We start from the raw sequence: 26,543 nt of genomic DNA, 5'->3' as shown, positions 1-26,543 counted from the left end.
AAAAAACCTGCCGGTCACGACACCAGATTGTCGTGAATCGGCAGGTTTTTTGTAGATGATAGAATTCATAAATTTTCAGCGGAGCTGAACCAATGCTTTCGGTCTCCGGCGAACGTACGTCGATAGACGTTTAATTCCGCATTATTCTATAACGTATTCGCGATATTTCTCAAAGTCCTGAAGCCGGCATTCCAGCGAGAGCCGTGTACCTTCATTTTCATACTCGGTCGCGTGGATGCTGGCATGCTCGTTCAAATACGAAACCACCTGGCCCCGGTCATACGGGATCAGCATTTCGCAGGTGACGTAATCCTTGAACACAGAGCTGCGGATCAGATCCACCAGCTCGGTCATCCCGATTCTCGGCTTGGCTGCCAGATAGACGCTTTTCTCCTTGACCTCTGGAATGTCCACGCCCGCCAGATCGCATTTGTTATAAGCAAAGATGGTCGGAATGTCCGTAACGCCGATGTCCTTCAGCGTGTCCTCCGTAATTCGGATCAGCTGCTCATACTTCGGGTTCGAGTAATCCACGACATGGATGAGCAGGTCCGCCTCGGACACTTCCTCCAGCGTTGACCGGAACGCCTTGACGAGATGATGGGGCAGCTTGCTGACGAACCCGACCGTGTCGGTGAGCAGAAAGGATTTATGATCCTCCAGCTGTATGCTCCGCACGGACGTTTCCAGCGTGGCGAACAGCATATCCTTCTCGAATACCGCCTTCTCGCCGGTCGGTCCGGCCGCAGAATAGGCCTCCAGCATAGCATTCATGATTGTCGATTTGCCCGCATTGGTATAGCCGACCAGCGACACGACCGGAAGCTCGTTTTTCTTCCGCTGCTTCCGCTGCGTCTGCCGCTGAAACACCAGCGATTCCAGCTCCTTATTCAAGGCGCTGATCTTCTCCTCGATCCGGCGGCGGTCCAGCTCCAGCCGCGTTTCGCCTGAGCCGCGGTTGTGCATGCCGACGCCGCCGCCCTGCCGTCCGAGAGACTCGCGCAGGCCAACGAGGCGCGGCAGCATATACTGCAGCTGAGCAACCTCCACTTGAAGCTGGGCTTCCCGCGTTTTGGCCCTTTTTTCGAAAATGTCCAAAATCAGAATCGTCCGGTCGATGACCTTGCACTCCAGATCCGCTTCCAGGTTGCGGAGCTGCGACGGCGAGAGCTCGTCGTTGAAAATGATCAGATTCGCCTCGAGTCCCCGGAATAAGCCGCCCAGTTCCTCAACTTTCCCGGTACCGATGTAATGGGATTTGTTGACGCGCTCCATATTTTGCGTCAGCTGCCCAACGACCTCCACCTCGCAGGCTTCGGCCAAATTGCCGAGCTCCTCCATGGAGTATTCGAAATCGGGCTGATTGTTCAGATTCACGCCGACCAGTATCGCTTTTTGTTGAATGGGTTCCATATATTTTACCTCCGGATTAGCTTGAATTGTTCGATGAAACGAAAAAACCGCAGGCTGTACCCTGTGGTTTAAAGCGAACGGATATATCAGCGCTGGAAAAGAAGAACCCCCTTGCTCGATGACAGCTGCCCGTCAAGCTTAAGGTGTCCTAAGCATTCTCCAATCAGGCTGGTTTTATGTTATTGCATGAGGAACGCCCTACGGCTGCCTGAAGACAGCAAAAAGAGGGCGGATCGCCCTCCCTCTCATACACCCGGCATACTCAAAACAATGAGCACACTCGGCACGTATATATCGGGTTCCAAAAGATATGCAGACCAATCCCGTTCGCTCCGCACAGGGGCAGAGCCTTTGAGCACTATTCAGTTAGCGGCACAAAGTGAAAAAACGGAATTTGATGTAGTACATATCTTATTCGAACCCTCCGATCATTATAAGTATCCCCATGTTAACACAACAGCGCAGCGGATACAATTCCCAATTACCAAAAAGATGAAAAGATTTGCCGCTACCTTCCTGATCGTACCTGCTTAACCTCCGCTTCCCCAGACAGCGTGACGCGGTTGCGCCCGCCCGTCTTGGAGCGGTACAGCGCCTCGTCCGCTTTCAGAATCAAATCGCGCGGTGAGCGGCCATGCTCGGGATACGCCGCTACGCCGGCCGAGATCGTCACCGGCACTCCGATCGGGTTCACGGTTCTCTCCATCTCTTTTCTTAAGCGTTCGGCCACCACGCCGGCTTCCCTCGGCCCGCTGCGCTGCACCAGAATCCCGAATTCCTCGCCCCCATAGCGGAAGCACAAATCCCCTTCCAAGGACACGTTTCGCATCAGCTGGGCCAAGTGCTTCAGCACCTGATCGCCGAGCACATGCCCATAGGTATCGTTGACTCCCTTGAAGTGGTCAATGTCTATTAAGATGACTGCAAAGGGCACATGGTACTCAGTCCACTGCTGCAGCACCGTATCCAGCGTCCTCCGGTTGGCCAGCCCGGTCAGCTCGTCGACGCCCGCCTCGTTCCGAAGCTGGGTCAAATCCTGATTCAAGTGCTGGAACGCGATTTTGACGCTTTGCGACAGCAGCCTGACCTCATAATAAGCCGATTTAATGTCGGGAACGTTCTGCGGGCGTGCCGAGCCGAGCGTGGCCTGGTCGGAAAATTGAGCCAGCGTATTGAGCGGTTTGGCAATGCGGCTGGCCACCCACCATCCCAAAATGAGGATCAGCAGCAGGAACGGAAGGGAGGCGAGAAGCACCCTTTTGATCAAATCATGAAGCGGCTTGTCAATGACCGACGTCGGCGTCTGGGAAATAATCCCCCACGAGCTGCTCGGTTCATAAGCGTAACCCGCAAAGAATTGGCCCCCTTCGGAATTCGTCACCCGCTGCGACCCGCTTTTTTTCATCAGGACGTTCTTCACGACCGGATTGCTGATGACCGATTTGCCGATTCGCTGCTTGTCCGGATGAAAAATGATGGCCCCGTTCTTCTCCACTACGTAAACGTAAGACCCGTTGCCGAAAAAGTGCTCCTTCAGCATCGTGCTGAGCACGTTTTTATCTTCGAGATAAATCGTTCCGCCGACAAACCCTTGATAAGCGCCGGATGCATCGACGATTGGTGCCGAAATGAGGATAATGTACCTCCCTGTCGTCGCCCGGTAGGGGTTCGAAATAAAAGGCGCTTTCAAGGAAACCGCCATTTTGCTCTGGGCCGAGGTCAGCTGATCCCCGACTTCAATGCCGATCGTATGCGGACTGAGCGCCCGGACGATGCGGTCGGCGTCCGCAACGACTATAGAGTTGAAATACTGCGTATTCTCCTGAAACAGATCGTCAAAGAGCTGGGCGTCCATCTCCTGGCTCCGTCCGGATATTTTGGCAATCGCATTGATATTTTGCTGCATCGTAACGAGAAGCTCGTTCGTATTGGAAGCCAGCTTTTTGGCATACTGCTCGTTATTCTGAAGATAATTGCCAATTAAGGAGGCGCGGTTGACTTGAACGGCTGAAGTGATGCTGGTCAGCATCGTAAGCAGGATCGCAATAATGACAAGCAGGCTGATCGTAAACCGGAGCGTAAAACCTTTTTGGATCAAATATTTCAACGTTATATCCACCTTGAGTCTAAAAATAGAAAAAGATGTCGCATCGTGACGCTTTACATTATACATGAACGCCGGAAGTGCATCTATAGCGTGTTGTGCCATCTGCCGTAATAAGAAAAACGTCTATCGACGTACTTTCAAAGAAGACAGACCGCGTCTAGAGGAAGTTTTTCTTGCGAGATCAGGAAGCAGAAGCTCCGAAAATTTACTTTCTTATCTCTTAAAAAAGGGCAGCCTGGTCGGCTGCCCGCTGCGGCTGTCCTGGGATGTCCAGCGTTAGAGCGGCGTTATGCCGCCTTTTAAATTCCGAAAAAGCGCCGGGTCGTCCTTACCGTAGCCGCAGCCAGCGCCGCAGGCTCTTCCCCCCTGCAGTCGGCGATGACCCCGAGAATGTGCGCCAGGAAAGCGGGCTCGTTCCGTCCGCTCTTCGGCTTCGGCCGCAGATCACGCGGTGTCAGATAAGGCGCATCGGTCTCGATCATCAGGCGGTCCAGTGGAATGTCCCGGACGAGCTCACGCAAATGCCCGCCCCGCCGCTCGTCGCAAATCCAGCCGGTGATGCCGATGTGCAGCCCCATCTCTAGGTAGGTGTACAGCTCTTCTGCGCTGCCCGTAAAACAATGCACAACCGCGCGCCGAATCAATGCCGGGTGGTCTTTCAGCATCGCGGAAAAATCGGCATTCGCGTCCCGTTCATGCAGAAACAGCGGCATGTCCAGCTCTTCCGCCAGACGCAGCTGCTCCTCAAACCAGCGGCGCTGCACGTCGCGCGGGGAAAAATCCCGGTTGTAGTCCAGCCCGCATTCGCCGATCGCCACCACCTCAGGCAGCACGGCCAGCCGCCGCAGCCGCTCCGCCGTATCCGGTCCGCAGTCCTTGGCGTCATGCGGATGAACGCCTGCCGTCGAGAACAGCCTGCCAGGATACGACTTTGCGTAGTGCGCCGCCTCCTCGCTGCTCTCCACAGACGTTCCGGTTATGATCAGCTGCTCTACGCCCGCTTCAGCGGCCCGGGCCAACACCTCCTACCGGTCCCGGTCGAACGATGAATTCATCAGGTTAACGCCGATATCAATGATCGGTAAAGTCATGGCTGCCAAATCCTTTCGTTATCTATCTTAAGGCATCTACCTTAAAGTCAAACCATAAAGTACGGCACCAATATTATAGGGGACAACAATCCTCTGCACAAGGATTCCTGGCATTTCAAATGAAATCTTGCATGAATGTTATATGATCGAAGTTGAATTGAAAAACGGAGGAGGAAAACTTCATGGAAAAGGATCATTTAGCTTTTACGCACCGGAACTTAAAGCCCGGCGAAATCATTACGTTCGGCACGTATCCGCAGTCGGCAGACGGTCAAAAACTGGCAATTCAATGGCGTGTTCTTCATCATTCAGGAAGCGAGCTGTTTGTTTTGAGCGAGTATATTTTGGACTGCAGGAGGTATCACGGCAAGAACGCGGATCTGAAATGGCGCGAATGCATGGAAATGACTTGGCAGGACTGCGATTTGCGCGAGTGGCTGAACGATGAATTCTATAACGCCGCATTTAGTGACGCCGAAAAGCAGTTCATTAAGACGACACCTTGCACGGACAACGGAGAGGGCTGCCCGGACACAGAGGACAAGGTTTTTCTGCTTAGCGCTGCCGAGCTAGAGAACTTATCCGGGGTTCACGGCAAGGATGTGAGGCGTGCGGTTGGAACCGATTTTGCCAAGACAAAAAAGCCCGATGGATGCCGCTTATATGTATATGACAAATCGAACAAAGACAACTATATCCTCAAGGAAGGCGAAGAAGCCGGCTGCTCCTGGTGGTGGCTGCGAACCCAAGGTAACAAGCCTTCACGCGCGTATTTTGTAGGGACAGGCTGCAGTATTCGCAGCTATGGGAATAACAGCATAAGCGGATATGGCGTACGTCCTGCTATAAAAATAAATCTTTCCTAAGTCTTGTTTTTAAGGGAGGCAGACATGGATGGCATGACATCGAAAGAAGCGGCGTTAAAGGTGAAACAGTGGCCTAGGCAAGCTATAGCGGCGGGTCCTCGTCATACCGTTGGTCTAAAATCTGACGGCACGGTAACAGCTGCGGGCGATAATAAATACGGCCAATGTGATGTAAGCGGCTGGCGTGATCTGGTGGCGGTTGCGGCCGGTAATGTTCATATGGCGGCGAACACAGGCAATGCTCATACCGTCGGTCTGAAGTCGGACGGTACGGTGGTCGCGGCGGGTTGGAATAAGCATGGCCAATGCAGCGTAGACGGTTGGCGCGATATTGCAGCGGTTGCGGCAGGCTGGCGCCGTACCGTCGGCCTGCGATCGGATGGCACCGTAGTAGCCGTGGGCCGAAACCATGAAGGCCAATGCGACGTTGGCGGCTGGCGTGATATCGCTGCGGTCGCAGCGGGTGACTGGCATACCGTGGGTCTTCAATGGGACGGCACGGTAACGGCTGTAGGTAATCATCGGTATGGCCAATGCAATGTTAGCAGCTGGAGCGGCATCGTTGCAACAGCCGCAGGTTACCTTCATACCGTCGGGCTTCACTCGGATGGTACGGTGGCGGCTGTGGGTCTGAATAAGCATGGTCAATGCGATGTAAGCGGCTGGAGCGGAATGGTGGCGATTGCGGCGGGCAGTTATCATACCGTCGGCCTCAAATCGGACGGCACGGTGACGGCTGTGGGTCACAACGAATATGGCCAGTGCGATGTCAGCGGCTGGCGCGATATGGTGGCCGTCGCGGCGGGATGTACGCATACCGTCGGCCTGAAATCGGATGGCACGGTGACGGCTGTGGGTCACAACGAATATGGCCAGTGCGATGTCAGCGGCTGGAGCGGCATCCTGCTGCCCGGCACTTCGTTATCAATATGAATAACTTGACATTCCACACGAAAACATGAGCCGGACTTCGAATTAGGCAAGGGGTATGCGACATTGAATCAGGCGGGTTGACACCGCCCGATCATATAAAAAGACCGCATCCTGACGGAGTGCGGTCTAGCGTCATTATTTGTATACGGGTTTGCCGTATTCCGCCTTCTTCTCAAAGAGAACGGTATACGTTTCGTCTGGGCCGTCAACGGACGGGGCTACCACTTTCTTCAGCCCGCTCAGAGGCAGGATCGCCGGACTCCTAAGACCATATTTGCGAAATGTGGGTCTGTGTCGTTGACTCATGACGATTCCCCTCCTAATAAATCATGAATTGAATCCAGTAACGCTTTATTGAGATAACATATCTCCTCAAAAATCTGCTCCGTGACCTGGACGGAACCTCTCAGGTGGACCGTGAACACGTATCTTCTCGCTAAAGGATAACACAAGATATATTCCTTCACAACCGATTTGCGATTTCGTTGACTAAATGTCACATTTCCGCTGGCGTGAACGTCCACCACATGGATCGGTTCTTCTCCCGGTCTCAGGTTGACATTGGCATCCAAGGAATATTCATAGCCGATTTCGCCAACCCCGTCGCTGCCGACCTGCTTTATTGTACGGTCCCCGGCTTTGAAAAGTGCTGTGCCGCTGACCGTATACGGCGTGGAAATAAACGACAGCCGCAGCGCCCGGCAGATCCGGTTGTAAATATCCGTATCGAGTGCAGGCTTATGATTCAATTCCTCAAAAAAGCCGATAATCTTCAGCAGCCTGTCCCTCTCCTCTTCGGATTCACGGAGCAGATCGTAAGGATCGCTCTGTTTGCTGCCCCAATGCTCGATCATGCTGCCGATTTTACTGCACGAGACGCCCACGGCCGCATTCCAGTTGCGCGGGTTCATCTGATAGGTGAGCGTGGTCATGCCGAACAGATCCGAAGGCGTCTTAAAGCCTTCAATCCGTTCCTCCTCCTCATCCTCCTGCTCAGGAATATGCGACGGAACGAGAAAAAATACCCGTTCTCTCCCCAGTTTACTCCAAAACAAGCCCATCTCAAACACCGTATTATCTCTGGCTGTATAATATAACTTACCCCGCACGAGCGTCACGTCATCAGGGTGGAACACAAAAACCGCAAAATCGCTACCCTGGATCTGGGCTTCCAAGTCCTCCATCGTATAACGGTTGGCGTGAAACACTCCTCTATGCCAAGGAGTCACGACCGCGTAGTGCTCCAGTTCCTCCTGCACCGCATTCACGATCGGAATGGCTTCCCTGGATGAGCCGATGAAAACGAAAGGTTTGTCCATAACTCCCTCCAGAACATCCATAATCTACCTATTATCAGTATATCATAGCATGGTAGATTCAATGACTGTTACTTTTCGCGCTTACGAAAGTCCGCCCATGATTTCAAAGTTTGCTATGTATGCCTGACAGAACTTGTCTATATAAAAAGGTTACAAAAAGTAAAGGACTGCGGACAGCCCTGCTGAACCGCAGCCTTCGTGTACAAGCCAAGTACCGGGAACGGACGACCTGCCTCACCGACAGCATCTGCCGTATAAGGTACGTCTCCACCATAAACGCTTGAATGATATCCTTTTCCGCTATACCAGCTCAACTTCACCCTGCATTCCTTCCGGAAAACGCACCTCGACCTCCACATCGGCCGGAGACTCTACGCGCAGCGTCATCCGGTTGTCCGAAACGTTCCAGCGGACGCGGATTTCGCCGCCGGCCGGCAGCGGAACGGTCCCACTGGCCCAGCTTAGTCCGCACGGCTGGGGAGCGACCGCCACCTTGCTCCATCCGTCCTCAAGCCGTTTTACGCCGAGAATGCATTCGCCCAGAAAATATCCCGGGGCGGCGGACCAGGCATGGCAATGGCTCCGGGTAAGCTGGTTCGGATTGGCCCGGTTTTCGCTGAAGTTCGGGTACATCTCCCAGCAGGTGGTGGCGTCGTTATCGATCATCTGCCCGTAATGGGCCCGAATGTCGGCGAGCAGCAGCTCGAACTGGCCGGCTTCCTCCAGCGCCTCGTAATAGAAGAAGGACATGAACGGGCTGCCAATCTGCACGAAATCCGCGGGAGGAAACTTCAAATAGGCTTCCATCAGCGCTTTTCTGCCGCCGGAAGCGGCCCCGCACAGGTAGGCGACCACCTGGGTCTGCATGCTGAAAGTATCGGAACGGCGGCCGTCCGCATGGATGCAGTCCAGATAGGCGTGGCGTTCATCGGACCACAGATGCCGGTTAATGGCTTCCGTCAGCCGACCGGATGCTTCCTCATATGCGGCGGCCGTCCCTTTCTGCCCGGCCGCCGCCGCAATGGCTGCCGCATCGCGCAGCGCCTTGGCCAAGAACAGGTTCTGATGGGTCACGATGCCTTCGCGCGGCTGATCGATCGGAGCCCAGTCCAGGAAGTTCCAGCCCTTCATCTCCAGCAGTCCGTCCCCGTTCAGATGTTCCAGGTAGGCCTCCATGGTCAGCTGAACCGCCGGCCAGATTTCCGCCGCAAACGCCGTGTCGTTCGTATGGGAAATAAATTCGCGGCAGGCGATGGCCCAGAAGAAGGTCCAGTTCGGGATCACGCTGTTCCAGGCGCTCGGCACCTGGTTCACATACAGCGGCGTCATGTCTGCCGATCCCGGAACCAGCCGCAGGCAGCGTTTGACGATGTCGGTCACGCCGAACACATAATAATTGACGAGCGCCTCATTGCGGCTGTCCCCGACCCAGAACACCTGCTCATAGGAAGGACAGTCGATGAACGTGTCTTCCATGCACAGCCGGGTCGTGTGACGGCTGATGTCCCAAATATCGTTCAGCCGGGCGTCCGAGCAGCGGAACGCGCCGATCTCGGCGGCGGGATACGTGCTCTGACGGATGTATACTTCGTGAAGCTTCACCGGACCACGCTGTTCGCGGATGGTCAGAATCAAGTACCGGAAGCCGCGGCGGACAGGCGACAGGTAGGACTGGCGGCCGGACCGGCATATATAACGGAACGTATTTTCGAGGCCGTACGTATGCTGCCGGTAATCGTCCTTGATGTATTCGACCCCGTACGCATCAATGACCGTGCCTTCCGGCGCGTCCAGTTCGAAGCCGATAAAACCGGAACGCTCCTTGCCCAGATCAATCACGATCTCGCAGTCACCATCGGGGAACGCCTCGAGCTGTGCGAAGTTCTGCGTCGGCAGTACCGCAAATTGCAGCTCCTGCGGCACCCGGTGTTTTTCGCTCAGCGTCCGCCACACATTGGCCCCGAATACATCCACGGCCGAATACAGCTGTCTCGACACGGGCTGCATCCAGCGTTCATAGCCCTGAAGCTCCTGCTCGGTCCGGATCGTCTTCAGCCGTAAATAGTCCGGATCGTCCCTGCGGAGCTCCCGGCCGTCCTTGTAATCGATATACTCAACCGCATCGAAAGGGCCGACGGCCGTAAACGGATTGCCCTCCTCATTTCGTGCCGCGTGAAGTGGAGCCCTCAGCGTAAACGCCGCCTCACTGTCCACTCCGATGTGGAACACCGAGCCATGGTCGCCGGACGTAATGTCCATCAGCAGCAGATGACTCCCGCTGCCCAAGGTCAGCGTGTAGTATGTTTCCGGCTGATCCACATGTGCCGGGTTGCAGCGGATGCCGTCGACGTACAGATCGTCGGCCCGCGTGCCGGTCGGAAAGCCGATGGCTACTTCGCCATCCTCTTCCATGACCAGTACCGCAGCCAAGAGGCCGGTAAAGCCCACCGGATTGGCGTGCGTGATGCTGTCTTTCACCATCTGGTTCCGCAGGTCGATGGCGGCCGTGAACCTTGGTGCCTTGACGCGGGCCAAAGACATCACCTTGGACGGGTACTTCTTCTCTTCCGTCAGGAACGGGATGTCCCTTGGAATGAGCCGCGTCCACGGCTGCGTGCCTGCCGGGCCAATTTCCAACGCGGCACTCCAGGAGGCGTCATCGTATCCCGGCTGGTTCCATGCCTCATCCCACAGCCTGGCGTCATACACTTCGGCAAATCCCTGCTGACAAGACATCCGCGGAGAAGTGCTGTCCTGGGCCGCCAGCTTGGCCGTTCTCCAGGTCCGGTCCGTGGCGGCGATCACCTCGTCCCCGTACTCCACCTGGGCGATCAGTCCGCCGCGCCCGGCGAGATAATAAAAATTGGCCAGTCCAAAATGAAGGACAAGCACCGCAATCGTATTGTCCGCCCCCGGACGCAGCAGGTGCCCGATGCTGTATGTATCATACATCTGCTCCTTCGGCCAAGAGCGCGTCGTTCCCCTGCCGGCCAGGTAACCGTTTACAAAAAGGACGTAGCGCGAGTCTGCGGTGATGCTGAGCGATACGGGCCGTCCCGTGTCCCCCTCATAGGCAAAGGTCTTGCGGAAGCACCTCCATTCATTCCGGGGGCTCGGCTCTCCCTCTCCCCAAATCCACATTGCCTTCCAATGCTTATCCATCATAAGCCTCCTCTCTGCCCTTAGCTTTGTACAATCACTGCCCTGTTGTCAAGTAAAGCGGTGAAATTCAACTCAAGGAATTCAGTCACTCGGTGTAGAATGGAAAACACAGCATTGTAGCTGTACGCCTTGAATTTGCGGTTATGTTATTGATGGTAAGGAGGAGGAAGATTTGAGGCTGGAAATCAGGAATATAACGGATGGCAAATTGGACGAATTCTTTTCCATTCTTAGAGAAGCTTCGTTATGGTTACAAATCGAAGGCAAGGCGATGTGGGATCCCCATCAATTAACCCCTGAACATATACTGAAAAGCTGCTCCATCGAGCAATGCTATATTGATTTAGAAAGGTGGACGAACGAATGATGTTTGGCGTCTATCCAACCGCATTTTATGAAATAGGCTCCCCCTGACGGGTCATCTTCCCGTTTCACGAAAAAAAGCCCGCGCTTGCCGCGCAGGCTCTTCTTCCGCATAAGAGCAGACGGATTATTCAGCCACCCTCTATTTCTTTAATGCATCCGCCCGGTCCACCCAGACGGTCAAATCCTGGTAAGGCGTGCGTTTGCCTTGAGGCGCCTGTCCTTCAGCCGGAACGCCCAGATAAATAAAGCCGAGTACCTTGTCGTTCGGGCCAAGACCGAAATGCTCGTTCATCTTGGCGTGGTATGTCGGCTCGCCAGTTCTCCAGATCGCTCCGAGGCCCAGAGCATGGGCTTCCAGCAGCATATTCTGGATCGCCGCGAACACCGCTCCGTACTCCTCCAGTTCAATCACCTTGGGGTGATCCTTCGGCGTGACCGCCACCGCGATGACAACCGGAGCGCGCATCGGCTTCTGCCGGGCCGATTCCGCCGCTGCTTCGGCTTCCGGGGATCCCGGTCCGCCCGCCTGCTCTACAGCGACTTCCGCCAATGCGTTGCCGAGCAATTCCCGTCCTTCCCCGCGAAGGACGAAGAAGCGCCATGGCTCGGTCATCCGGTGGTTCGGCGCCCAGGTGCCCGCCTCCAGGATTTGTTCAATGGAGGCGGCAGGCACTTCCTCCTGCGTCACTTTCCCGATGCTCCGTCTGGAGCGGATCGCTTCCGATACGTTCATATCTCATTCCCCACTCTCTTTAAGAATGCTTATTCAAGTCCTGTGTACTATTGTAGCAAAAAACGGACCGCGATTTCTAACCCGGCGATTCCCGGGCTTCTCCAAGCTGCGTGAAGACGGAGGTTTACCCCCTTTTACCCTGCGGTGACGTTCCGATAATGATGCGTTAACACTGCAAGCGTACACTGAAGCAGACAAGCTGTTTATACATATCCTTCGGGAAGGGGTTCATCACTATGACAAAAAAATGGTTCGTTTCCGCCCTCGCGGCCTTGTCCGTGGGGGGCACAGCCCTGCTTCAGAGCGCATCGGCAGCACCGGCCGATGTGAAGTATTCTGTTAATGGACAGTCGTTTACACCGTCCATCCCTGCCGTTGAGCAGCAGGATCACCTGTATTTTCCGATCCGCGACCTCGGCAACCTGCTCGGCAAGTATGTCGACTGGGACGAAGTTCGCCAAACGGCTTCTTTTACGGACAAGCCCAAGCTGACCGGTAAATACACGTTGGATCATGCGGATCTGGCGGAGGGCATCAAATTTGGCATCGGCTCCTCGCTGGCACATATCCCGGGCGACCCGGATAACGTCTTCTATACGACGGCTGACCGCGGCCCGAACGGGGAAATCGACGTAAACGGCGAGACCCGCCGGACGTTCCCGCTGCCGAACTATACGCCGTCCATCTATAAAATCCAGCTGGATCAAGGGAAAATCGCCGTCCTTGAGACCATTCCGCTCAAAATCAACGGAACAGATCCCGTGACGGGCAGCAGCAAGATTACAGGACTGCCGAACCTAAAATCCCGGGACGAGGTCCCTTATGAGACAACCGCCCAGAAAGTCATCTCTTACGATCCTTATGGACTTGATGTCGAAGGGCTTGCTTATAACCCGCAGGACGATACATTCTGGATCTCCGACGAGTACGGCCCTTACCTTGTACAGGTAAAACGCGACGGTACGCTGGTGCAGCGCCTGGCGCCCCAAGGGATCAGCTACGAGCTGAACACGGCAGCGCTGCCGCTGAAGGATACGCTGCCTGCGGTTTATTTGGACCGCCGCCAGAACCGCGGTGCAGAAGCGGTCGGAATTACGCCGGACGGGAAGTGGATGTTTATGGCTATGCAGAGCCCGCTGCGGAATCCCGACAAGAGCGTCGATAATTCCCGGGCACTCCGCATTTTGAAGTTCGACCTGGCCACTCTCAAGCCGGTGGCCGAATACGCCTATCTTACTGAAGACGCTGGCCAGTTCAAGGGCTTGAAGCAATCCGATATCGTCATTTCTGATCTTAACGTCATCGATGAGAACACCCTGCTGATCGACGAACGCGACAAAAATGCCGGCGATGCCGCCCAGCTCAAACGGATTTATGCCATCAACCTGACCGATGCAACCAACATTCTCGGCAAGTATGACGAGGCGGGACCCAGCGGCAAAACGCTGGAGCAGATGAGCCCGGCCGAGCTTCGCCAAGCCGGCATTATGACGCCGCTCAAGCGGACTGTGCTCGATGCGGTGGAATTCAACTATCCGAACGAGAAAATCGAAGGCATCTCGCTCGTGAACGGACATACGCTGGTCATCGTGAACGACAATGACTTTGGCGTCACCAATCCCGATGCCAAGGAAAACGGTACGGACCTGTGGACCTTCGAGCTTCCCTACGATTTAAAATAAGGCGCAAATCCATAAAAGACCGGCCATGGAGGCTTCCTCCGTGGCCGGTCTTTTTGGGTTCCGCGAAAACCCGTCTAGGAATTGGCGGTCAATCTTCGCCCTGCCGTTACCGCCGGCTGCCAACCTTTCGCTTGACCTGCTCCAATACAGCAAGAACAGGCTGGCTTTTGACGGGCTTGCTGATGTATTCGTCCATCCCTGCCCCGAGGCAAATATCCCGGTCCTCCTTCAGCGCGTTGGCCGTGACCGCCACGATCATCGGGCAACTGTCCTTCGGCAGGGTCGCCCGAAGCTTGCGGGTCGTCTCCAGTCCGTTCATGCCAGGCATCTGGACGTCCATGAAGATGATGTCATACGTCGTGTTTTCGGCCGCCCGCAGCACATCGTGGCCGTTGGTGACGACGGTCACCGCATGGCCCTGCTTCTCCAGCATTTTGCGCAGCACGATCTGGTTGATCTCATTGTCCTCCGCAATCAGGATGTTGAGCGGATCGGTGTCGGATGTTTCCTTTTGTTCGCAGCTATTGGCATGCTCAGGCTCCTGCCGATTCTTGAGAAGGACCGTAAACACAAAGGTCGTTCCGGGTCCTTCCTTTTTCTCTACCCATATATGGCCGCCCATGACGTTCACGAGCTTCTTGCTGATGGCCAGCCCCAGCCCGGTTCCTTCATAATTGCGTGTCATGAAATTGTCCACCTGGGAGAACGGTTCGAAGATCGCTTCCAGCTTGTTATCCGGAATGCCAATGCCCGTATCCGATACCTTGAATTCCAGATCAATCAGCTCGTCCTCCTCGAACACCTTCCGGACGCTGACCGTAATCCCTCCATGAAGCGTAAACTTCACCGCGTTGCCCACGAGGTTCATCAGAACCTGCTTGATCCGCTTGGGATCCCCGAAGAGCATCTCCGGAATGTCGTCCTCAACGGTAAAGGACATCTCCAGCTGTTTGGCGCTCGCCTTGGCGGACACCATATCGAACGTTTCCTGGATGCACTGCTTCAGATCGAACATATCCTCCTGCAGTTCCGTCATACCGGCTTCCACCTTGGAAAAATCCAGAATATCGTTGATGATGGCCAGCAGCGTTTCACCGCTCTTGCGGATAATTTCAATATATTCCTTCTGCTCATCGTCGAGGTCCGTCGTCGTCTCCAGCAAATCCGTCATTCCGATGACACCATTCATCGGCGTCCGGATCTCATGGCTCATCATCGCCAGAAATTCGCTTTTCGCTTTATTCGTACTTTCCGCCAGCTCCTTGGCCATAATGAGCTGCCGCTGCTCGGTGAAATCCTTGGCAATGATATAGAAGCCCACATTTTTGTTGTTGATGATGATGGGTGCCAGCGTCGTGATGACCTCCACCATGTGGCCGTCCTTATGCCGGAGCGTCTTGATATCCTGCTCTACGGTCGGGTTGTTCAGCGCTTCCTTCAACACCCGCTGCAGGTTCCGCTCCCCGATAAAGCGCGCAATGCTCCTGCCCGCCATCTCGCTGACCTTGCAGCCGGTCATCTGCTCGGCTCGGGTATTGGCATTCAAAATATTTCCATTTAAATCGAGTGAAATGATCGCGTCGTGGTTATATCTTTTTAGGGAGGTATACCGCTCGACGGTTTCCTGCAGCTTCTGCTCGGCAGCCTTCGTATGGGAAATATCGTTCAAAACGACTATGTAATGTTCGGGATTTCCCTCCGCGTCCGGCATAATGGAAATATGCACGGCCGCCCACACGGTTCTCTCATCTTTCCGGATGTAGCGGCCTTCGATTTCGACGGAAGTCTGCTCGGGATAATTTTGAATAAGCGTCTTCACCTGGCTCAAATTGGTTTCCAGATCTTCGCGGTAAATCAATCTTTCAAAACGCTGTTGCTGAAGTTCCTCCCAGGAATATCCCAGAATGCGGGTGAGCGCCGGGTTTGCTTGAACCCATTCTCCCCGGACGGTAATCACGGCAACACCAAAAGGAGCATTTTGGTACACATGCTGTAAATAAGAATACTCCTCTTCATTCTGTACTCTGTTCATTTTGCGCCTCCTGCCATGGTAGTACAGCCTGGTTTTTGTATTTTTCTCTCCATCGCGTTTATATCTTAAAGGAACTGTAGTCCGACCCCTGACAAACCAAAATAAGCATAAGCATGCTTATAAAGAGATATAAACAAAATTGACGATTTTGAAACCTCTTTGACGATCATTATGACAGAAATGTGGCGAAATTTATAGTTCCAACCTTTGCCGGAAGGCAATGCTATAGCGAACGTAATGATAAATCGGCAGAAAGAAAAAACCTGCAGATCTGCAGGCTTCCTTGCGTTTATTCGGATTTCAGCAGCGCGGTCAGTTCGTCAAGGGTCCGGACGACATGCTCCAGCAGCCCCGGCAGATCCTCCATCTGTTCCTCGCCGATTTTCCGGTCAAACCGGATTTCCGCCGTATTCGACAAGCGTTTTGTCTCATCGCCATAGCGCCAGCTGAGCGTCTGGGATACCGACTGCTCCGGCCACCGCTGTTCCAGCAGGCTCTGGATGACAGCACATTCCTCGCCCTGCGGACCGACTTCCATATCAAAGCGGATTCGGATCGTGCACCCTGGCTGTGCCTCCTTTTGCTCCAGCAGCTCCGCGGCCAAATCGGCCAGCGAGGCGGCAAGGCCGATCTCTGCAGTCACCGCTTCGTTCCCGCTGCGCACGAACCGAATGGCAAATTCCTTCGACATGACCGACATTTCCATCCGGTCGTCGCGGCCGGTGACGCGAACCGCACCGTCCAGGTTGTCCAGGTCGTAGACCAGGTTCTCCACCGCCACCTTCAGGTTGTCGAAAATGCTCGGATCGAACATCACCATACGTCTGCCGCATATTTGAGACCGATCTGGCGTCTCGCATCCTCCATAATTTCCGCGACGATGAGGGAGCTCTCCAAAGAATTGATCTTGCTGTCGCGTTTACCGCGTTCGATCAGCCGGATAAACTCGTCCAGCTCATAGTACATCGATTCATGGGTCTGCAGCTGCGTGAGGTCCTCGACCGTGCCGTCCCTGTACTGGATTTTCACTTCATAAGGCTGGTTGATCCGGTCGATGACCATCGTTCCGTTCTCACCCTGAATTTCGGCGGGCAGGAAGGAGTCGGATATTTTCGAATACATGATGACCGCGTCCATCTCCGGATAGCGCAGCACCATGCTGCCTTCTCCATCCACGCCTGATGACAACATGATACCTGTCGCCTTCACGTATTCAGGCCGGCCAAAGAGCGAAACCATCGGATAGATGCAGTATATGCCCAAGTCCATGAGTGAACCGTTGGAAAACTCGGGATTGAAGGCGTTGAGCACCGTCCCCTCCTTAAAGGCGTCATAGCGCGAGGAATATTGACAGTAGCTGGCAAAATACCGCCGGATCTGGCCGATTTTGTACAGGTTGTCCTTCATGATTCTAAAATTCGGCATCAGCGTGGACTTCATCGCTTCCATGAGCAGCACGTCATTGCTGCGGGCCGCCTCGATCATCCGCTTCAGTTCCAAGCTGTTCGAAGCCATCGGCTTCTCGCACAGCACATGCTTGCCGTGGTTCATGCACAGGATCGCCTGGTCCGCGTGAAAAGAGTTCGGGCTGGCGATGTAGACCGCGTCTACAACCCCGTCCGACAGCATTGCCTCGAGATCCGTGAACACCCGCGGAGATCCGTGCTCCGCGGCAAAAGCCTCTCCCTTTTCCAGGGTCCGGGAATATACTGCGGCAAGCTGAAACTGGTCATTCTCCGCGGCAGCCTGCAGAAACCGCTCCGTAATCCAGTTGGTTCCGATTACCCCGAATCGTATCATCTTCTCGCTTCCTCTCCTAACTTGTCAGTTCTGTCTTTGTGAATACTCACGATGACTATATTGTCTCATTCCCCAAAGAAGCTGTCTACTTCGGAATCCATGTCATGAGCGGCCTCGCCCACCATCGACTGAATATCTTCAGAGCTGATGTTAATATACTCATAGCCCTCTTCCTGCTGCTTCTTCAAGGCTCTCTCCTTATAAAATTTGCCGGTGCCCTCGCCTGCATCTTCGTCATATACGAGCACGATGCCGTCCGTCTTCCGGAACAGCAGATCATCCCTGGCTGCAAACTGCCACGGGCCGCTGTAGGGCTGGTTGCTGACGACGCCGTAATAGTCGATCTCTCTGAGAATTTGCCGGTAATACTCCTGCTTGTCTTCCTTCCACTTCTCTTCCGGGCTGGCAAAGGCCGAAATGATCGAGCATTTGAGCTCTGGATACTGCTCTTTCAGCGCAATAGCCGCCTCGATGCCCCACAGGTCCACGCCGTACTGCCCCGGGGTGATGACCCACTCCAGTCCCTCTTCAAGGAGCGGAATCAGCTTGGCCGTAATCGCCTGCTTAATATACGGAATGCCCGGATGCTTCTGCCCAAAGATGTTCAGCTCATGCGCCCGGTATCCGGTGACCAGACAATTTTTCATACCATCAACACCTTAACTTAGTTGGAATGCCTCTTCCTCAACAGATGATCCGCGAGTAATTCATTCCTTCTATCATACCTTGTTTTGCCTTGCGGCTTCCACCGCAAATTCAGATTGTGCTCGGTGCCGCTCCTTCCCTTGTTGAAGTGATAGCGGCAGGGGACAGCCAAAAAAGGCACCCGCCGCCAATCCATCGTGGCGGGGAGGTACCCCTTTACAGAAATATATATAAGTTAAACCGTAGGTTCAATAAAATCAAGAAATCCGAAAACAAGAGCGATCGCAGGGACATTTTACGTACTTGCCCCATCATCCATTTCAATGTTTCAACTTATATAGATTACAAAGAAATTTTCACTTCGGCGTTCATGCCGGGAAGCACTTTATCCGAAGGCTGGTTGATCGAAATTTTGACAGGCACCTTCTGGGTGACCTTGGTGTAGCTGCCGGTTGAGCTTTGCTGCGGAAGCACCGAGAATACCGAGGTCGTTGCATAGCCGATTTCGTCGACCGTTCCGCTGAACGTTTTGCCCGAATCTCCGTCCACGTTAATATCGACGCTTTGGCCGACCTTCAGGTCCTTCAGGTCCTTCTCCTTAATATTGGCGATGATGTACATATGATCCAAGTCGGCTTCCTGTGCGAGCACCTGTCCCGCCTGAACCAGCTCGTTCTTCCGCGCATCGCTCTTGATGATTTTACCGTTCATCCGGGTGCTGACCGGTACGGCCTTCGTTCCGTCGGATACGGTGCCGACAACGTCCTTGTTCGTCACGTTCGATCCGGTCTTGACATGCCAGTCGGTCAGCACACCGCTGTAAGTGGATACGACGGGCATCATGTCCGCGGACACGACCGCGTCGCTTGTTTTGATGTAGTTTTCATTTTGGTAATAAACATAGGCGCCGGCTGCGATCAGTACAAACACGACCAGCACGCCCACAACATTTCCGATGATTAAACGAATGTTCATCTTGCCTGTTCTCCTCCATATCGTTCTATTCTGAATTTATCTTAAGAATGGAAATCCGCTGTTACTCTTTCCTTGGGACCCGGCAGGGCAAGCGGCTTTTTCGGCTTTTGCACCAGCGAAAGGCCTTTGCCTGTCACGATTTTTCCGATCGACGCCAGCAATATAATGACTGCAAGAACCAGCATCATCGTAAACAAGTGATGGTACGCTCCTAGGATGGCCGCCCGCTTCGTATTAGCAATCAGCTCATAGGAAGCCGTGCTCTGCGCCTGGGCCGCCGTCATTCCGGATCCCATCAGCTTCCGGGTCATCTGTGCCAGCTCCAGCTTCGTTTCGGCATCGAACTCGCCCAGATGGGAACGGATCTGCTCGTAATTCATGGTGTTCTGACGGCTCAAATACCAGCCCAGCAGCGGAGACAGCACCGCGCCGACGATATTTCGCATCGTATGCAGCGTCGTGGAGCGCATGGAGGCTTTGTGAATATCCCCCGCGAGGGCCGTGCCGAGCGCTCCGCTGACCAGAGCCATGCTGACGCCGCCGCCAAGGCAGGCGGCCTGGAAGTAAAGCTTAGGCAGCGTTACCGTAGGCACCAGGTTCCGCCAGCTGAGGCAGACATAAATAATGGCCAGCGATCCGATAAAACCCAGGACGCCGGCGCCGAGCCGGTCGTACAGCAGGGTTTTCAAAATAGCCGTGATCAGAATGCCGACGAAGAACCACAGGAAAAAATGGGACAAATAACTTGGCGACAAGCTGACGTTATTTTTCAAAAAGCCGGTAATTCCCGCAATCGCAAAGATGAGCACCGCATGGGACGCGATCGCCATGATCGTGCCCGAAATCGGCTTGGGCGCCTTCAGCGTACGGAAAGGAACGAGCGGCGTCTTGGCCCTGAGGTCGACGATGACGAACAGAACCGCCAATATGGCGGCAACGGCCAAAAACGGCCACACCTCATACGAAGTGAACCCCTTTTGCATTAAATTGCACAGCGGAATCACCAGCGAAATCATGGTCAATACAAACAAAAACACTCCCGTTTTATCCAATGGCTCGTGCTCGCCGTGATGCTCCTCCGACTTCGGGAGGCCGTAATAGCCGACGGCCAGACAGAGGACGGCGGAGACGACGTTCAGCACGTACAGCCAGCGCCAGGCGTCCAGGCTGAGGGAGACGGCTCCGAAATAGGCTCCGACGGCACTGGCCCCAAACAGGCCCGTAATGACCATAAACAGAAATGTATTGCGGATCTTGTTCGGAAATGAACGGAGGCTCACCGGCAAAATCGCCAGAAACAGCGTACCGGCGCTGAGGCCCTGAATCACCTTCCCGATCGTCAAGGCGGCCACATCAGTGGACACGGCGTTGATCAACGAGCCGCACAAAAAAATAAACACCATCGTTAGATAGTGCGCCTTGAGGCCGAATCTGCGGGCCAGCACCGGTCCAAACGGTACTCCGAGCGCGAAAGCCAGGTTCGACAGCGTGGACGGCAGCTGCAGATCATTCGAGCTCATATCCAGCCCGTTCTGAATAATCACCTGGTTGATGGTATAAGCCAGATTGCTGAAGTATTGGGGCCCGATCGCAAAAATCGTCAGCAGCGATATGATCAAATACTGCGGAACGGCCACCCTTTCTTTCTCCGACATCGGAGTGCTAATGAGTTGACTCATCCGGATTCCTCCTTTCGTCTTGTATATGATTACGTCCGTATGCAGAACAACTTGTAAATAGCAAGTTGTATTATACAACATATGCGGATCAGCTGGCAACGGGATTTTCGCAGGCAGCGAGAAAAAGCTATTGGATAAATCCACAGCTTTTTCCTGATCTACTTATGCCGTTGTTTCAAATCCCGGTTAAGCCGGGTCAGGCTGTCCTCCAAGTGCTGCAGCCCATCACCGTTCCATTCCTTGAGGATGTCCGCGTACGCATCATGTCTGGCTTTCTGGACTTTGTGGAGAATATCCAGCCCGCCGGGCGTAATCTCAATGAGGCTGATTCGGCCATTGTTCGTGTCCGGATACCGCTTGACGTAATCTTTGGATTCCAGCACGGCGATTTGCCTGCTGGCCGTGGACAGGTTCAGCAGCAGATGCTCTGCCAGCACGTTGATCGCCAGCGGGCCCGCGTGCTCCAGCTCGCTGAGCAGAAGATACTCCGACCGGTCCAGGTTCCCGAATCTGGGGCTGAGCGCCGTCGTCAGCCGGACCAGCAGGGCGATCTGGTACTCGATCATATCCAGTCGATCTTTGTTCAACTTCCTCCCCCTCTTCTCTCGCTAAACCGCTCTCATAAATATATCATACCACTGCGCGAAGGGACTTTGCATCCGGAGGGCCGAGGACAGACAAACATAGTTTATAAAATTGAAATGGATGATGGGGCAAGTACGTAAAATGTCCCTACGATCACTCTTGTTTTCGGATTTCTTGATTTTATAGGAACCCACATAAGGTAGAAATCCGAAAGCCAAATGTGAACGCTTCGCTTCTTCGGAATCATTTTTCTCCCTTGCTTGCATCGTTTTCTTTAGTTCAAACTATAAAACAGACGTTTCCCGCCCCATTCGTCCTTTAGCATTCATTTCAATTTAAAAAAGAGCCTGCAGCCAAGCTGCAGACTCCTCAAGATCTTATTTGACGTACAATTACAAATTACCGTTCTCCGTCCTTCACCGGCACCCCGAAATTCGGCGTCCCGTCCTCATTCCAGCCGAACACTTGCATCCGCGTATGCCGGTTCGGATCGTACAGCGGATCGCCGATAATTTCTTTATAATTCCGGGCATGATAAACGATGACGTCCTCCCCGTCCTCGGATACCGTGAAGCTGTTATGTCCCGGCCCATACTGCCCGTTCTCCTCGTTGGTGGCGAATACCGGTTCCGGCGACTTCACCCAGGAGGCCGGATCGAGCAGATCCGCCGATTCGTCGGCATAGAGCAGGCCCATGCAGTAATTGTGGTCGGTGGCGCTGGCCGAATAGCTGATGAAGATGCGTCCGTTCCGCTTCAGTACGGCCGCCCCTTCGTTGACTTTAAAGCCGATTACTTCCCACGGAAACTCCGGGGTCGAGATCATAACCTGTTTGCCCTGCAGCGTCCAAGGATTGCTCATTTCCGAAATGTACAGATTTGAATTGCCCTCGATGTCCGGGTCTTTCTGGGCCCAAACATAGTACAGCACTCCGTTATGCTCAAAGGTGGTCGCGTCCAGCGCAAAGGACTCCCACTGGGTGCGGATCTTTCCCTTCTCCGTCCAGGTTCCTTCCAGCGGATTGGCCGAGTCGTTCTCCAGGACATACATCCGGTGGTCGAACAATCCGTCATTGGTCTCGGTCGTCCGCGCCGCCGCAAAGTAGATGTACCATTTTCCCTGAATAAAATGAATCTCCGGCGCCCAGATGTTCGCGCTCAGCGGTCCGGTCTCGTATTTGCGCCATGCCACAACGGGTTCGGCTTCACCCAAACCCTGCAAGGTCTTGGAACGGCGGATTTCGATCCGGTCGTACTCCGGCACAGAAGCCGTGAAATAATAATAACCATCCGTATGCTTGTAAACCCATGGATCGGCCCGCTGCTCCACGACCGGGTTGTTGTAAGTTTCGTTTCTCTCCATATCAGGCTCTCCTTTATGTCTAGGTCTTCATGCCAAAATCAGTTCCATTTCGGGGCAAAAGGATAAGGACAGGCGGATTCCAACAGCCGGGTCTTCACCTCAACGAGACAGCCGCAGTATTGGCAGGTCGTTCCGTATTGAAGCCCCGGACACTGTTCGCACTGCCCGATCCGCCGGCGGTATACCTCTTCGGATGCCGTCTCCCTGCCGCGGGTCGCGATCTCTACGAGCCGCTGCAGTTTTTCCGGCGATACCTGGACGCTCTCGCTGCACCCTTTGCAGCCTTCCTGACGATCCATGACAATTCACCCTCCCTATTTGCTGTAAATGTAATGGCACTGCACGCAGCCAACCTTCGATTAATGAATGGCCAGCGTAACGACGGACATCGGCGGCAGCTTCACGCTCAAACGACCGCCCTCAACATTGGCGCCGTCAAACGATTTTGGTGCCACGGCGTCCGGCTGCTCGAACGTATTGTGCGCGTTCATCCGGTCGGCCGTCAGAATCGTGCCGGAAGCCTGCACGCTTTCGGCAGCAAAGCCGCGAAGGTCCAGGCTGATTTCGGCTTCGCCGGCATGGTCGATATTAACCAGGCTGACATGCACCTTGCCTTCGGCATCCCTGGAAGCTGACACAGTCACCTGCGGCAGTGCCTCTCCACCCATTTCATAGCTTCCGACCGCAGACTCGACGGCCAGCACCTCGGCATCCTGATGGACCTTGAACATATCGAACACATGATACGTCGGCGTCAGGATCATCTTCTCGCCTTCGGTCAAAATCATTGCCTGGAGGACGTTCACCGTCTGGGCGATGTTCGTCATCTGGACACGGTCCGCATGGTTGTGGAAAATGTTAAAGTGCACACCGGCCACCAGCGCGTCGCGGATCGAGTTCTGCTGGTACAAAAATCCCGGATTTGTGCCCGGCTCCACGTCAAACCAGGTGCCCCACTCGTCGATGATCATGCCGACGCGCTTCTCCGGATCGTATTTGTCCATGATCGTGCTGTGCTTCGTGATCAGTTCGTCCATATGCAGCGCCTTCTTCATGGTGATAAACCATTCGCCTTCTTCAAAATCGAGCGCCGAGCCTTTGCCCAGCCAGAAGTCACCCGGAATCGTATAGTAGTGCAGGCTCAGACCGTCCATCAGCCAGCCGGCGTTTTTCATCAGCACCTCCGTCCAGTTATAATCGTCCACATTGGCGCCGCCGGCGATTTTGTAAATCTTATTGTCGCCGTAATTACGCACGTACGTCTGGAAGCGGCGGTACAGATCAGCGTAGTATTCGGGACGCATGTTGCCTCCGCAGCCCCAGTTTTCGTTGCCGACGCCAAAATACTTCAGCTTCCACGGCTGCTCTCTGCCGTTCTCCTTGCGCCAGTTGGCCATCGGCGATTCGCCGTCAAACGTCATGTACTCCACCCACTCGGACATCTCCTGAACTGTGCCGCTGCCGACGTTGCCGCAAATGTACGGCTCGCATTCCAGCAGCTCGCAGAGCAGCAAAAATTCATGGGTGCCGAAATGGTTGTTTTCGACGACTCCGCCCCAGTGCGTGTTGACCATCCGTTTACGGCCTTCCCTTGGGCCGACGCCGTCCTTCCAGTGGTACTCGTCGGCAAAGCAGCCGCCCGGCCAGCGCAGAACCGGCACCTTGATGTTCTTGAGGGCCGCCAGCACGTCGTTGCGGATTCCCTTCGTATTCGGAATCGGCGAATCCTCGCCGACCCAAATCCCTTCGTAAATGCAGCGGCCCAGATGCTCCGCAAAATGGCCGTATATATTTTTATTGATTTTTCCTTTGGAAATATCCGTATTGACGATCACGTTATGCATAACTGAATCCTCCCACGAGATGCTAAGTCTTTTATTTTGATAAAAACTAGCTATTATCCTTTAATGCCAGAGTTCAAATTGATCGACTGAATAAAATATTTCTGGGCGAACGCGAACAGAAGCAGCGTCGGAATGATCGCCAGCATCGCCGAGCCCATCAGCTGCCCGATCATGCGGTAGTTGCCGTAAATATCCTGAAGCAGCAGCAAGCCCGCTGTAATCGGCATTTTATCCACGTCCGTATATACGATAACCGGCCACAGGAAGTCGTTCCACGATCCGACGAAGGAAAACAGGCCGCACACGATCAGCACCGGCTTGATGAGCGGCAGGATCATCGAAAAATAAATACGGAAATCCCCTGCGCCGTCCACACGCGCCGATTCGTCCAGCTCGCCCGGAATACCTTTCATAAACTGCCGGACCAGAAAAATGTTGCCCATACCTGCGAGACCGGGGATGATCATGGCCCAAGAGGTGTTCACCCAGCCGAAGGCGTCGATGATTTTATAGGAAGGGATGATGTTGACGACGCCCGGAAAAAACGAAATGCCCAGCAGCGTGAAAAACAGCGTGTCTCTTCCTTTGAAGTTCATGCGGGAATACCCGTAACCCGTAAGCGAAATAATGACGATGACGAGCAGGGTGTGCGATACCGCGATAAAGACGGAATTGAACAGCCAGCGCAAAATCGGTGCCGTGGACGTATTCTCCAGAATGGCGACGTAATTCTCAAATATCCATTCCTTCGGAAACAGCCGAAAGCCCGAGGACACGACCTCGGTCTGCGAACGGAAGGAAGTCGTAATTCCGAACACGACCGGAATCACCCAAATGACGCAAAGCACGATCAAGAACAGGTAAGCGATATATTTGGAGATACTTACTTTTTTGGACATTGTGATTAACCCTACCTCTCGTATCCTAAATCCAGCCTCTGCCTAAGCGGCCTACCTCGTATTTCGATTCATGACATAGTACTGCAGCGCCGAAATGACCAGAATGACCAAACCGAGCAGTACGGCCATCGCCGACGCCATGCCGGCAATCGATTCCCCTTGGCCGAAGGCCAGCTGGCGGATGTACATCATCAGGACGTGTGTGCTCTGTCTCGGTCCCCCATCGGTCATCATTAACGGCTGGCCGAACACGTTGAACGCGCCTGCCGTCGTCATGACGAACGTATAGATCAGCGGGAAATTGATGGATGGCAGGGTAATGCTGAAAAATCTGCGCACGGATCCGGCTCCGTCGATTTCCGCCGCCTCGTACAATTCCTTGGAGACGCCGGCAATGGACGCGCGGTAAATGATCATGTTGCCGCCAACACCGCCCCATACCGTGATGACGAAAATAATGATCCACGCATAAGGCTGCGTCGCCGCCCAGGCCACCTGCGAGTGGAATACGTTGCCGGTAATGCCCAGCTGTTTATTGAAAATAAGCAGCCAGATCAGAGCAGCCGCGGAAATGGAAATCAAGCCGGGAATATAGATGATCGACTGAATGACACCTTTCAGCTTGACCTGCTTGTGCTCGAGCGCGACGGCGACCAGCAAAGGAATGACGATGAGCAGCGGAACGCTGATCACGACGAACAGCAGTGTATTTTTCAGGCCGTTGAAAAATTGGGTGTGGAAGGTCGAGCTGCTGTCGAACAAAATCGTTTTATAGTTGGCCAGGCCGATCCATACCGGATCGTTCATCAGGTTCCACTGCGTAAACGAAGCATAGATTCCGTAAATCGTCGGGATCAGAATAAAGATCAGAAACAGAATCAGATGAGGGCCGACAAAGAAAAACGGTGCAAATAATTTCTTATTCATAGCCTTGTAATTTCTCCTTTTGGAGAAATAATGCGCCAGACACTTTCGGTCCGGCACACTATTTCCTTCGTTCTATATAGATTGAACTAAAGTTAGTGCATGGAACCTCCTGTTAAAACGGCC

22 protein-coding genes and 1 pseudogene are annotated in these 26,543 nt (G+C 54.1%); 4 read left to right on the top strand and 19 right to left on the bottom strand.

The window, feature by feature from the left end:
* Window positions 1-141 precede the first annotated feature (141 nt).
* The 3 genes and pseudogenes from hflX to KI379_RS29815 form a co-directional block, all read right to left on the bottom strand.
* Window positions 142-1,413, bottom strand: a complete 1,272-nt coding sequence (gene hflX / locus KI379_RS29825) for a GTPase HflX (protein WP_076173579.1) — start codon at window positions 1,411-1,413, stop codon at window positions 142-144.
* 508 nt (window positions 1,414-1,921) lie between these two features.
* The gene (locus tag KI379_RS29820) at window positions 1,922-3,520 is read right to left on the bottom strand and encodes a sensor domain-containing diguanylate cyclase (RefSeq protein ID WP_179232045.1); all 1,599 of its coding nucleotides are present in this window, start codon (window positions 3,518-3,520) and stop codon (window positions 1,922-1,924) included.
* 299 nt (window positions 3,521-3,819) lie between these two features.
* A pseudogene (locus KI379_RS29815) lies at window positions 3,820-4,611 on the bottom strand (TatD family hydrolase).
* A 182-nt stretch (window positions 4,612-4,793) separates the two neighbouring features.
* Here KI379_RS29815 and KI379_RS29810 point away from each other — a divergent pair.
* A complete protein-coding gene (locus tag KI379_RS29810) occupies window positions 4,794-5,477 on the top strand; it encodes a DUF6273 domain-containing protein (protein ID WP_212985834.1) in 684 nt (227 codons plus the stop codon).
* A 24-nt stretch (window positions 5,478-5,501) separates the two neighbouring features.
* Complete coding sequence (locus KI379_RS29805; RefSeq protein WP_212985833.1) at window positions 5,502-6,410, top strand: RCC1 domain-containing protein; 909 nt, start codon at window positions 5,502-5,504, stop codon at window positions 6,408-6,410.
* A gap of 135 nt (window positions 6,411-6,545) precedes the next feature.
* On the opposite strand, the gene KI379_RS29800 is transcribed toward KI379_RS29805, so the two are convergent.
* From KI379_RS29800 to KI379_RS29790, 3 genes are all read right to left on the bottom strand, one after another.
* A complete protein-coding gene (locus KI379_RS29800) occupies window positions 6,546-6,716 on the bottom strand; it encodes a hypothetical protein (protein WP_167372905.1) in 171 nt (56 codons plus the stop codon).
* Complete coding sequence (locus tag KI379_RS29795; RefSeq protein WP_076173574.1) at window positions 6,713-7,729, bottom strand: TIR domain-containing protein; 1,017 nt, start codon at window positions 7,727-7,729, stop codon at window positions 6,713-6,715. Before KI379_RS29795 ends, KI379_RS29800 begins: the two co-directional genes overlap by 4 nt.
* Before the next feature lie 300 nt (window positions 7,730-8,029).
* Complete coding sequence (locus tag KI379_RS29790) at window positions 8,030-10,894, bottom strand: family 78 glycoside hydrolase catalytic domain (RefSeq protein ID WP_244879494.1); 2,865 nt, start codon at window positions 10,892-10,894, stop codon at window positions 8,030-8,032.
* Between the two features lie 169 nt (window positions 10,895-11,063).
* Here KI379_RS29790 and KI379_RS29785 point away from each other — a divergent pair, with 169 nt between their 5' ends.
* Entirely contained in the window at window positions 11,064-11,258 is a 195-nt protein-coding gene (locus KI379_RS29785; RefSeq protein ID WP_212985832.1) for a hypothetical protein, read from the top strand.
* A 138-nt stretch (window positions 11,259-11,396) separates the two neighbouring features.
* Here the strand turns inward: KI379_RS29785 and KI379_RS29780 are convergent, their stop codons facing one another.
* Window positions 11,397-11,990, bottom strand: coding sequence for a nitroreductase family protein (locus KI379_RS29780; protein ID WP_152398799.1), 594 nt, complete (start codon window positions 11,988-11,990; stop codon window positions 11,397-11,399).
* A 236-nt stretch (window positions 11,991-12,226) separates the two neighbouring features.
* Here KI379_RS29780 and KI379_RS29775 point away from each other — a divergent pair, with 236 nt between their 5' ends.
* On the top strand, window positions 12,227-13,672 hold the full coding sequence (locus KI379_RS29775) for an esterase-like activity of phytase family protein (RefSeq protein ID WP_212985831.1): 1,446 nt from the start codon (window positions 12,227-12,229) through the stop codon (window positions 13,670-13,672).
* Window positions 13,673-13,778: 106 nt separating this feature from the next.
* Here KI379_RS29775 and KI379_RS29770 read toward each other — a convergent pair whose 3' ends face one another.
* From KI379_RS29770 to KI379_RS29715, 12 genes are all read right to left on the bottom strand, one after another.
* A complete protein-coding gene (locus tag KI379_RS29770) occupies window positions 13,779-15,704 on the bottom strand; it encodes a PAS domain S-box protein (protein ID WP_212985830.1) in 1,926 nt (641 codons plus the stop codon).
* Between the two features lie 289 nt (window positions 15,705-15,993).
* A complete protein-coding gene (locus tag KI379_RS29765; RefSeq protein WP_244879493.1) occupies window positions 15,994-16,524 on the bottom strand; it encodes a hypothetical protein in 531 nt (176 codons plus the stop codon).
* The gene (locus KI379_RS29760) at window positions 16,518-17,504 is read right to left on the bottom strand and encodes a Gfo/Idh/MocA family protein (protein ID WP_089548558.1); all 987 of its coding nucleotides are present in this window, start codon (window positions 17,502-17,504) and stop codon (window positions 16,518-16,520) included. The genes KI379_RS29765 and KI379_RS29760 overlap by 7 nt, the downstream gene beginning before the upstream one ends.
* A gap of 65 nt (window positions 17,505-17,569) precedes the next feature.
* Complete coding sequence (locus KI379_RS29755) at window positions 17,570-18,151, bottom strand: SLOG family protein (RefSeq protein WP_076173566.1); 582 nt, start codon at window positions 18,149-18,151, stop codon at window positions 17,570-17,572.
* Between the two features lie 340 nt (window positions 18,152-18,491).
* Window positions 18,492-19,124 (bottom strand): HlyD family secretion protein, encoded by a 633-nt coding sequence (locus KI379_RS29750; RefSeq protein ID WP_212985829.1) that lies wholly within the window; start codon window positions 19,122-19,124, stop codon window positions 18,492-18,494.
* A gap of 41 nt (window positions 19,125-19,165) precedes the next feature.
* Window positions 19,166-20,803 carry an MFS transporter gene (locus tag KI379_RS29745; protein WP_212985828.1) on the bottom strand — a complete coding sequence of 546 codons (1,638 nt, stop codon included), beginning with the start codon at window positions 20,801-20,803 and terminating at the stop codon, window positions 19,166-19,168.
* Window positions 20,804-20,961: 158 nt separating this feature from the next.
* Window positions 20,962-21,390: a MarR family winged helix-turn-helix transcriptional regulator gene (locus tag KI379_RS29740; protein WP_240913402.1), complete on the bottom strand. Its 429-nt coding sequence runs from the start codon at window positions 21,388-21,390 to the stop codon at window positions 20,962-20,964.
* A 397-nt stretch (window positions 21,391-21,787) separates the two neighbouring features.
* Window positions 21,788-22,750 carry a glycoside hydrolase family 43 protein gene (locus KI379_RS29735; RefSeq protein ID WP_212985827.1) on the bottom strand — a complete coding sequence of 321 codons (963 nt, stop codon included), beginning with the start codon at window positions 22,748-22,750 and terminating at the stop codon, window positions 21,788-21,790.
* A 38-nt stretch (window positions 22,751-22,788) separates the two neighbouring features.
* Window positions 22,789-23,049 (bottom strand): DUF6171 family protein, encoded by a 261-nt coding sequence (locus tag KI379_RS29730; protein ID WP_076173561.1) that lies wholly within the window; start codon window positions 23,047-23,049, stop codon window positions 22,789-22,791.
* A 60-nt stretch (window positions 23,050-23,109) separates the two neighbouring features.
* On the bottom strand, window positions 23,110-24,594 hold the full coding sequence (locus KI379_RS29725; RefSeq protein ID WP_212985826.1) for an alpha-N-arabinofuranosidase: 1,485 nt from the start codon (window positions 24,592-24,594) through the stop codon (window positions 23,110-23,112).
* 53 nt (window positions 24,595-24,647) lie between these two features.
* Complete coding sequence (locus tag KI379_RS29720; protein WP_212985825.1) at window positions 24,648-25,493, bottom strand: carbohydrate ABC transporter permease; 846 nt, start codon at window positions 25,491-25,493, stop codon at window positions 24,648-24,650.
* Between the two features lie 51 nt (window positions 25,494-25,544).
* Window positions 25,545-26,420, bottom strand: coding sequence for a carbohydrate ABC transporter permease (locus KI379_RS29715; protein WP_076173558.1), 876 nt, complete (start codon window positions 26,418-26,420; stop codon window positions 25,545-25,547).
* Between the last annotated feature and the right edge of the window lie 123 nt (window positions 26,421-26,543).

It is taken from the genome of Paenibacillus cineris, from assembly GCF_018333335.1.
Taxonomy (GTDB): domain Bacteria; phylum Bacillota; class Bacilli; order Paenibacillales; family Paenibacillaceae; genus Paenibacillus_AQ; species Paenibacillus_AQ favisporus.
The sequence above is the reverse complement of the archived record's forward strand: the minus strand, read 5'-3'. Positions and strand labels throughout refer to the sequence as shown.